Raw genomic sequence first — 8,804 nt, forward strand, 5'->3', positions numbered from 1 at the left:
CCCTGCTCCAACATGCGATTGAGTGATGCCTTCCGCAGGCTGCCCACGACCACGCTCACATTCATCCGCTTTTCCATACTACCCGTTGTTGATGCGGTCTGCCGCGGCGGAAGCACTCTGGCTTTCCTTGGCGGTTCTTTTCGCGGGGTGAACCTGCTGGGATTTGAACCGCGTGCGTGATAATCAGCATCCAACCTTCTTTCAAACGGCGCGCAGGGAGTTCTGAATGATCAAGGGCAGGGAGATTGCGACGGCTGCGTTCACCGCGGTGGCAGTGCTCGCGTGTCTTTGCGCGAGGGCTGATGCCGCGCAGTGCGGCAGCACGGCGGCCGGGTTCGAGGCCTGGAAGGGACAATTCGCCGAGGAGGCCAGGGCAAAAGGCATCGGCGCTTCGGGCGCGGCGGCTTTGATGCAGACGAATTATGCGCCGGCGACTATCGCCGCCGACCGCGGCCAGCGAAGCTTCGGTCTGTCGCTCGAACAGTTTCTCGCCAAGCGCGGGGCCGCGACCATCGTCGCCCGCGGCCGGGGCCTGAAGCAATCCCAGGCGGCGCTGTTCGCATCCATCCAGCAACGCTACGGCGTCCCGCCCGGACCGCTGCTGGCGATCTGGGGGATGGAGACGGGTTTCGGAAGCCAGCGCGGCAATCAGAACATGCTCTCGGCCGTCGCCACGCTCGCCTACGACTGCCGTCGGTCGGAATATTTCACCGAGCAGCTCTATGCCGCTCTGAAGCTGATCGATCGCGGCGCCCTGTCGGCAAGCACGCGCGGCTCCATGCACGGTGAAATCGGCCAGACGCAGTTCTTGCCGAAGAACATCCTGGCTTACGGCACCGGCAATCTCGACGTCGCCGCCAACGCGCTCAGCTCGACCGCGAATTTTCTCAAGGCCCATGGCTGGAGTGCCGGCGCGGGTTACCAACCGGGCGAAGCCAATTTCGCAGCTATCGAGGCATGGAATGCGGCTTCGGTCTACCAGCGCGCCATCGCGCTGATGGGCCGTCAGATCGACGGAGGCGAGGGCTCCGCGGCGCACTGATGCGAGCGTGGTCCGACCGGCCTCGGGCGGGCGAGGATTGGCTCCAGGCCCATCACAACGTAAAATTTCATCTCACGCCAAAAAGCGCATCCTGGCTCAACCAAGTCGGGGGTGATTCCTTTACCATATCCGCATTGTGGGGGCCGTGATTGCGAAAGCCGGCGGGCGCCAATGGAGCCGGCGCCCAATTGCAGCGAAATTTCAGAAATTGGCGCCGTTCCCTGCAAGTACCCAGTCCAAACTTAATCAGCAATTAGGCCGTTGGTGACAACACTGCAAGGCCAGATCGTGCGGGTCTTGCACTCTGGTTGCCAAGCTCTTCACGGTTCCCGAAAACATTGCCAGTTTGTGGGGGAGTTACTCTTGCCCGACCATATGATTCAAGGCACGGCTGTCGAGCTTTCCTGGCGCACGGCGCGGAAGCTGCGTCGATGGTCCCTGCTGGTCGTTACCTCGATGGCCATGATGGTTGTCGGCGCGACGGGAGCATCGATCTGGTTGCAGCGCAACGAGGCCATCGCCGCCCACCCTAAAGCAACAAGCGAGAATGCCGCGAGCAATCTGGATGACGGCACGTCCCAGCAGGCAGTTGAGTCGATCGAAACCGCGGATCGAGTGCTCAACGCGTTCGGGACGGTGCCAAATCCGGTAAACGAGGCGACAACGAACCCGACGGCCAAGCAAGGCTTGACGCAAGCCGCACCCCGCGACGATTGGGCCTTGCAGGTGTTTTTTGTGCTGTTCGGAGCCGTCAGCGTGTTGGCCGCGGTGGCGATGCTGGCGCGCTATGTTGCCGGACAGATCGATCACATGGAACAAGCGAAGCTTACCACGGCGCGCAAGAATGCGGAGCTTGAAACCGCACACCGGCAACTCGACGCTGCCTTGGCCAATATCTCGCTTGGGGTTTGCTTTTTCGATGGCGACAAGAAACTTGTCGTCAGCAACCAGAAATACCGGGAGATCTACAATCTCCCTGCCGAGGTGGCGTTGCCCGGCACGCCCGTGATGGATCTTATGGATCACCTGTTCGCCTCCGACCGGTCGCCTCGCATCCGACGCGACCAGTATATATACTTGCGGGATAAGATGGTGGACAGCGGCAAACCGCACCAGACCGTGGTGGAGTTGATGAGTGGACAGTCCATTTCCGTGAGGCATCAGCCGATGCCGGACGGCGGCTGGATTTCAACGCACGAAGATATCACCGAGCGCCAACAGGCCGATCTTCACATTCGCTTTCTGGCCCACCATGACGGGCTCACCGGCCTGGCCAATCGCGCGTTGTTCATAGAGGAGCTCGACAGCGCTGTGGCTGGCCTGAGCCGCCAGCAACAGACCTTTGCCGTGTTCATGATCGATCTCGATCGATTCAAGAATGTCAACGATACGCTCGGACATCCCGCCGGAGATCAATTACTCCGCGAGGCGGCGCAGCGCTTGAAATCCGCGCTGTGTGAAACCGATGTGCTCGCACGGTTGGGTGGCGACGAGTTTGCGATCATCCAGGCGGGCGAAGACGAACCGCGCGAAAAGGCGGCGGGTCTGGCCGAGCGCATCCTGGCGATCATGCGCGAGCCGTTCGATATCGGCAGCAAGCTGATTTCCGTCGGCGCCAGCATCGGCATCGCGCTGGTTTCGGACATGGCCAAGAGCTCGGACATCCTCAAGATGGCCGATCTGGCGCTGTACGAGGTCAAAGCAAAAGGCAGGAGCGACTTTCGTTTTTTTGAAGCCGCGATGCTCGCAGCGCTCAATGACCGCCGCGTCCTCGAAGATCAGCTGCGCGTTGCCATCGCGCGAGGCGAATTCGAGCTGCACTACCAGGCCATGATCGACGTCAGTACCGGCCGGCAAGCAGGTTTCGAGGCACTGGTGCGCTGGAACCGTCCGGACGGCGGCTGCGTGATGCCCGACCGGTTCATTCCACTGGCCGAGGAGACGGGCCTGATCGTGCCGCTCGGCGAGTGGATCCTGCGTCGAGCCTGCGCGGACGCCGCCCAATGGCCCGCGCATATCAAGGTTTCCGTCAACCTGTCGCCGGTTCAACTGGCTCACCCGGACCTGCTTCGAAGCATCCTGCGCGCGCTGGCGGATTCGTCGCTCTCACCGCAACGACTGGAGCTTGAGATCACCGAGACCGCGCTGTTCAAGAATGACGCGGACTGCACCAAGCTGATCAGCGAGCTCAAAACGCTCGGGATATCGATCGCGCTCGACGATTTCGGCACCGGGTATTCTTCGCTCAGTTATCTGACGATGATCGCTTTCGACAAGATCAAGATAGACCGCTCCTTCACCATGAACATGATCGCACGAGCCGATTGTGCCGCGATCGTCGCCGCGGTCGTAGCCCTCGGGCACAGTCTCAAGACGCAAACGGTAGCGGAGGGCGTGGAAACGGAGCAGCAGCTCGCCATTTTGCGCGAGGCTGGTGTTACCATGGTCCAGGGCTATCTGTTCGGACGGCCATGTCCGGTATCGGCGCTGCTGCCGGACGATCGATCGAACAGTCATTTGTTTGCCAAGGCGGCGTAAGGCGCTGCATCGGGGCTGGCCGCGCGACCGGTGAGCGCTTTAAGGAGCTTTGCGCAGTTTCATGGCGCCGTGACCGAGCGGCAACGCTTGCGCCATCGAGCCGCTCGACGGTTAAAATCATCGCCAGTCGCGCCAGCCGCAGATAGGATGGCAAGACCATTTCGCTGCAGATGGCGCGGAGGTTCGCATGTCCCGGCTTACAATTTTTCTTGCCCGCTATATCGGGCTCTTCACCATCCTGCTCGTGGTCGCGATGTTGGTGCGCGGCAGCGCCGTGATCGAAACCACGGTCGCCGACGGGCCGGTCATGCTGACCTACGCCATCATCAGTCTCGCCGTCGGCACCGCGATGGTCCTCGGCCACAATGTCTGGTCCGGCGGCGCGTTGCCGGTCGTCGTGACACTGGTCGGCTGGTTGATCCTCGCGAAGGGACTGCTGCTCATGCTGCTTCCGCCCGAGGCGCTTCCCGGCCTGTTCGGGCAAATGCGATATGACGAGCATTTTTATCTTTATCTCGCGCCCTCGCTGGTGATCGGGCTCTATCTGGCCTGGGCGGGCTTTGCCGCGCCGTCGCCGAATGGCATCGGGACGTCCCGCGATCTTCGTTAGCTACGGGTTCGGGTGCGGGGCAATCAGCGCGGTCGGTCGTGCGGCGCCGTCGGAAGCTCGATCGCACCAGCCCTGGAAACCGCCGCGGCGGTGATCATCCCGCCGCCATGGACCGGCCAACCGCTTGATGGACCAAAATCCATCAGCAGAAGAACAGCACTACCGACCACCGCTACGATTGCGGATATCAACGCGGGCATCCAGCTGTGCCTGTCTTTTCCGTCGGAATGCATCTGCCGGCATGTCCTTCTGTTCGGTCCGTCGTCTAAAATTTGTGTGGTCGGGATTCGCGGCGCAAGGCTCATCCACGTGGTCGTGAAATTGCGTCACTGACCGTGATATGGCAACGATCTCGCCCGCCGTCGGGCTAGTCAAACACGGGCTAGCCAGACATCGTGAAGATTGGCAAGCAGTCTGCGCGGCGGGATGCCTCGCCATCACACGATCTCATGGCGGCTGCGGCTATCGATTCCGAGGCAGGGGATCAGCGAAGCCGGGTTCATCACCCGGGATACCGAAAGCAATGCCGTGATCGCGCCCTTGATCATGATGCGAAGCGCCACCGGCCGGCGCTTCGGATGACGGCGGGGCAAGTGGGGCGATGGATGACTCAGCGGCAAGCGCACTGATTCGTCCCTTGCCCAGACATCGCTCGCAAGGCGCGGGATAGAGCTTGCGGCCGGGCAGCGTTGGCTGCGCGACCGGCGGAAACCCAGTGCCCTGACAGGCGGGGCAAATGAGTTCTGTCTGTATCTTTTTCAACCTGTGTCGTTTCATAGCGCTGATTTCTCCGCAAATGAGGAAAACGTCTTTCATCGTGCAAAGCGTGGTCACCTTCTCTTCGGCGTGTCGGCTTGACTGGAAGTCAAGTCGTCGGTGCGTTCGCTTTGCAGAACGCAGCCGCACACGCTTTGATCAATCCGCGATTTTGACCGAGGCGGATAACTCGATCAGGACCCTGCCGATCCCACCGCGACTTCCATTCGCCGCTCGGGGCTCTGATTAAGCTCGGTGGCCAATCCCCGCGCCAGGTCGCTCTAGATCGTCAAGGCGTGGCCGCATGCCACACTGCTGTCCGGGAGCTCGGCCATTTCGCCTGGGCCGGTGGAATATTGCCGCGCGGCACGCCAAAATTTGTTTCGGGCATTTTTCGGTGACACCTATAAGGTTACGAAATGTCGTTAATGTAGTTGGCGGCAGCTTCAGAAAGATTTTCTAATTTCTCTTTCGTCTGATCGCAGGCGACCGCAATTCATCCAACTCTTCAGCCTTGGATAGTGAGATAGGATATTCTGGCGCGCGCGAGCATCCGTAGTTGAACGGAAGCGGGCGTGAACTCGCGATTAAGCCTAATCGCGACGCCGTCTCAATTAAGCTTTGAATTCGCAAGCGTGCCCGCATCGAAATCAATCAGTCAAGAACGTCACGCGCGCAGGTTGATAGGATGAAAGCAGAGATCATCAAGAATGAGGCGGCCGATTCCAGGCAGCATTCTCTGCATCCGGAGATATTGCCAAGCGTCCGAAATCATGAAAAGCATTCCTCAGTCGATGTTGCGGAAATTATGACGGCCAAAGTTGGCGGCGGAAAGGTTCGCTATCCCATGAAGGATTTTGCCGGCAAGATCGCTGTCATCACCGGGGGCGGCACGGGCATGGGTCGCGAGCTTGCGCGGCAACTGGTCGCCGAGGGCTGCAATGTCGCCCTGTGCGATCTATCAGCCGATGCGATGGCGGAAACCAAAGGCTTGTGCGAGGTCGAAAAGCTGCCGCAGGGCCTGCGCATCACTACCCATGTCGTCGACGTCTCGATCGAGCACCAGCTCGCGCGCTTCCGCGACGAAATCTGCGACCAGCAGGTCACCGACAAGATCCATTTGCTGTTCAACAACGCCGGCATCGGCGGCGGCGGCAGCCTGTTCACCAATAGCAGGGAGCAGTGGGAGAGGACCTTCAACATCTGCTGGGGCGGGGTCTATCTCGGTGTCCGTACCTTCCTGCCGATGCTCGTGAAGGCCGAGGAAGGCCACATCGTCAATACCTCGAGCGTCAACGGGTTCTGGGCCTCGGTCGGCATGGGCGTCTCGCACACCGCCTACAGCGCCGCCAAATTCGCGGTGAAGGGATTTACCGAAGCGCTGATCAACGATCTCAGGCTGAACGCGCCGCACATCAAATGCTCGGTCGTAATGCCCGGCCATATCGGTACCTCGATCGTTTCCAATTCGCGCAAAGTCCAGAGCGGTACCGACTCCGACCGGCTCAACGACAGCGAAATCGCGCTGACGCGGCGGCGCCTGATGGCTGCCGGCGTCGATGCTGCCAACATGTCGGACGACGACGTGCAGACGCTGGCGGCCGAACGCGCCCGGAGTTTTCGCGAGGATGCGCCGACCACGGCGGCTGCTGCAGCGAAAATCATTCTCGACGGCGTCAGGGCCGAACACTGGCGCATCCTGGTCGGCGACGATGCCCACCGCCTCGATGAACGCGTGCGGGCGACGCCGGAGCGCGCCTATGACGCGGAGTTCTACCAGAGCTTTGCCGAAGAGGTCGGGTGGCGGCTGGGGTGAGCGCGAACAACCGACCCAAGGATGAATGCGCTTAACAGCTCGACGGCGATGGTGACGGCGTTTCCTGGCTTCAACTCGTGGCGTCGTCTGCAAAGCGCGCTCAACCATGCACCGCGGTTTTCGCGATCATGCAATGGATGCCCTTTGAGCCGTTGACGGTCTGCGTCACCCGCAAATCCGCAGCCAGGCTGCATAGCGTGTAGGCATCCTCGCGCGACAGGTTACGCTTTTCGCCTATCAGCACGATCATGTCGCGCAGCGCGCGCACCACGCATTGATCGAGATCGGGATCCATTGCCATCGTCATGTAGTGCGAAGGTGTTTCCGCGCGGGGATAATCGAGCCGCAGATCCGCTCGCAGCGTCAGCCGGAAACGGCCCTGCAGCGCGGTCTCGATCGCGGTGACGCAGACCTCGCCATCACCCTGAACGCCGTGGCCGTCGCCGCAGGAAAACAATGCACCCGGCACAAACACCGGCAGATAAAGCTTTGCGCCCGGCGTCAGTTCCTTGTTGTCCAGATTGCCGCCCATCGCGCGCGGGATCAGCGAGGTGATGCGGCCCCAGGCGGGCGGCGGCGCCACGCCCATCACGCCGAAGAACGGTTTCAGCGGCAGGTCGAGCCCCCAGGGCAGCCGGCCCACCATGCGCTCGCGGTCAAGCGGGATGTTGATCAGGCGGGCTTCGTGGAAATCGTCGGGCAGGGTGCCGGCCAGTGGACGGATCAGGTTATAACCCCAGTCCTGGCGCAGACTAACGTCGAGAATCTCAACCTCCAGCACGTCGCCGGGGATGGCGCCTTCGATCGCCACCGGCCCGGTCAGGATATGGCCCGGCAGCATTCGCTCGCTCTTGGCATGAACTTCCGCAAGCTCGGGTGGAACGTGAAACAGCTTGCGATCGGGCACCACGTCGGGTCCGCCGCTGATGGTGTCGATGGTCACTTCATCGCCGCTGGCAACGGTGAGGACCGGTCGCAATTTGGCTTCGAAGAAGCCCCAGTGGCAGGTCTCCGGACTTGAGTGCAGGTGATGGTGAGTCATAGCGAGATTTCGGGTTGGAGGTGGGGCGCGGCGGCGGTCGGCGGTTGCGGGCACTTGCGCCTGCGTCCGGCCGCTCGCAGCGTCAGCTCGAGAACCGACGCCGCCCCGAGCAGCTCGACGCAGTAAACGGCATTACCGCCCCGCGAAATGCGATAGGCTTTTACCAGTTCAGATCGATCGACGACAGCCTGCTCAGCCAGCCGTGACTCGTCGAACAACGGCGCCGCCTGGCGGCCGCAAGTCAGGGCCACCGCCGGGGGCCCGCGTGCGCCAGCGCCAACAGTAAGAAGTGGAGCGGCCACTTTTTCGCATCGCGAACCAGACTGTCGAACTCGCGCTCCGCGCAACCTCAGCGGCGAGCGGCGGCCTAACTTTGCAAGTCTTTCATAATACGCAAGCCCGTGGCAGGGTCTTCCAGGGTTGCCACGAAGCCCCTCCTTTCGAGCCACAGAAGGCCCATGGCCAATTGCCTCAAGTCGTTCCTGTCGTGACCGACCGGCAGCTTGCGGGCACGGCGCAGCGCGTCGGCCGCGTGTCGCCGAAGGGGCGATGCATCCTCGTTCGATGGGCGGTTCATGGGCTTGACCGTGGGGACTGGGATACGACCACGAGCTGCTTTCAGTCACCGATGGTTGCCAATACGGGGCGGTGATGGTACCAGCATGCCGCACTGAACTGGTGGTCCGCTGGCCAATATTGCTCACATTCCAAAAATTCGGCGAAACACGACTGGGGTCCGAGAATGCGGGGTCGATCAAGCGCCGTGATCGGGTGCGTCGTGCTGGATATTGCTGTGCGAATATGCGAAATGCCGTGAAATGATCTTTCCAATATATTAGGCGAACCGATCAATCACAGTTCGGGCGCCGGCCGCGAACGTGCCTCTGTCACGGCTCTGACACCTGAATTTCGAAGACGCAGACCGAACAGACATGCAGCGCGAGGCCCGCGTATGACTTGCTGCTCAAGCGGCTGCCGGCTTTCCCAGGAGGATCGGCAC

7 protein-coding genes are annotated in these 8,804 nt (G+C 61.4%); 5 read left to right on the forward strand and 2 right to left on the reverse strand.

Annotated features, from left to right (window positions below):
* From ABSG20_RS22725 to ABSG20_RS22740, 4 genes are all read left to right on the forward strand, one after another.
* Positions 1-180: hypothetical protein (locus ABSG20_RS22725; protein ID WP_423866761.1), on the forward strand; the 180-nt coding region annotated here is incomplete at its 5' end.
* 46 nt (positions 181-226) lie between these two features.
* A complete protein-coding gene (locus tag ABSG20_RS22730; protein ID WP_423866762.1) occupies positions 227-1,042 on the forward strand; it encodes a lytic murein transglycosylase in 816 nt (271 codons plus the stop codon).
* A gap of 363 nt (positions 1,043-1,405) precedes the next feature.
* Positions 1,406-3,580, forward strand: a complete 2,175-nt coding sequence (locus ABSG20_RS22735) for a putative bifunctional diguanylate cyclase/phosphodiesterase (protein ID WP_423866763.1) — start codon at positions 1,406-1,408, stop codon at positions 3,578-3,580.
* Positions 3,581-3,767: 187 nt separating this feature from the next.
* Positions 3,768-4,190, forward strand: a complete 423-nt coding sequence (locus ABSG20_RS22740; RefSeq protein WP_423866764.1) for a hypothetical protein — start codon at positions 3,768-3,770, stop codon at positions 4,188-4,190.
* Between the two features lie 437 nt (positions 4,191-4,627).
* Here the strand turns inward: ABSG20_RS22740 and ABSG20_RS22745 are convergent, their stop codons facing one another.
* On the reverse strand, positions 4,628-4,753 hold the full coding sequence (locus ABSG20_RS22745; RefSeq protein WP_423866765.1) for a hypothetical protein: 126 nt from the start codon (positions 4,751-4,753) through the stop codon (positions 4,628-4,630).
* A gap of 1,040 nt (positions 4,754-5,793) precedes the next feature.
* On the opposite strand from ABSG20_RS22745, the gene ABSG20_RS22750 reads away from it, so the two are divergent.
* A complete protein-coding gene (locus ABSG20_RS22750) occupies positions 5,794-6,762 on the forward strand; it encodes an SDR family oxidoreductase (protein WP_423866767.1) in 969 nt (322 codons plus the stop codon).
* Between the two features lie 100 nt (positions 6,763-6,862).
* Here ABSG20_RS22750 and ABSG20_RS22755 read toward each other — a convergent pair whose 3' ends face one another.
* A complete protein-coding gene (locus ABSG20_RS22755; protein WP_423866766.1) occupies positions 6,863-7,804 on the reverse strand; it encodes an acetamidase/formamidase family protein in 942 nt (313 codons plus the stop codon).
* Positions 7,805-8,804 lie beyond the last annotated feature (1,000 nt).

The organism is Bradyrhizobium sp. (assembly GCF_049512235.1).
Taxonomy (GTDB): domain Bacteria; phylum Pseudomonadota; class Alphaproteobacteria; order Rhizobiales; family Xanthobacteraceae; genus Bradyrhizobium.

Coding starts and splice junctions, on each gene's coding strand:
- ABSG20_RS22730 (WP_423866762.1), top strand. CDS start 227: ATGATCAAGGGCAGGGAGATTGCGACGGCTGCGTTCACCGCGGTGGCA.
- ABSG20_RS22740 (WP_423866764.1), top strand. CDS start 3,768: ATGTCCCGGCTTACAATTTTTCTTGCCCGCTATATCGGGCTCTTCACC.
- ABSG20_RS22755 (WP_423866766.1), bottom strand. CDS start 7,804: ATGACTCACCATCACCTGCACTCAAGTCCGGAGACCTGCCACTGGGGC.
- ABSG20_RS22750 (WP_423866767.1), top strand. CDS start 5,794: ATGAAGGATTTTGCCGGCAAGATCGCTGTCATCACCGGGGGCGGCACG.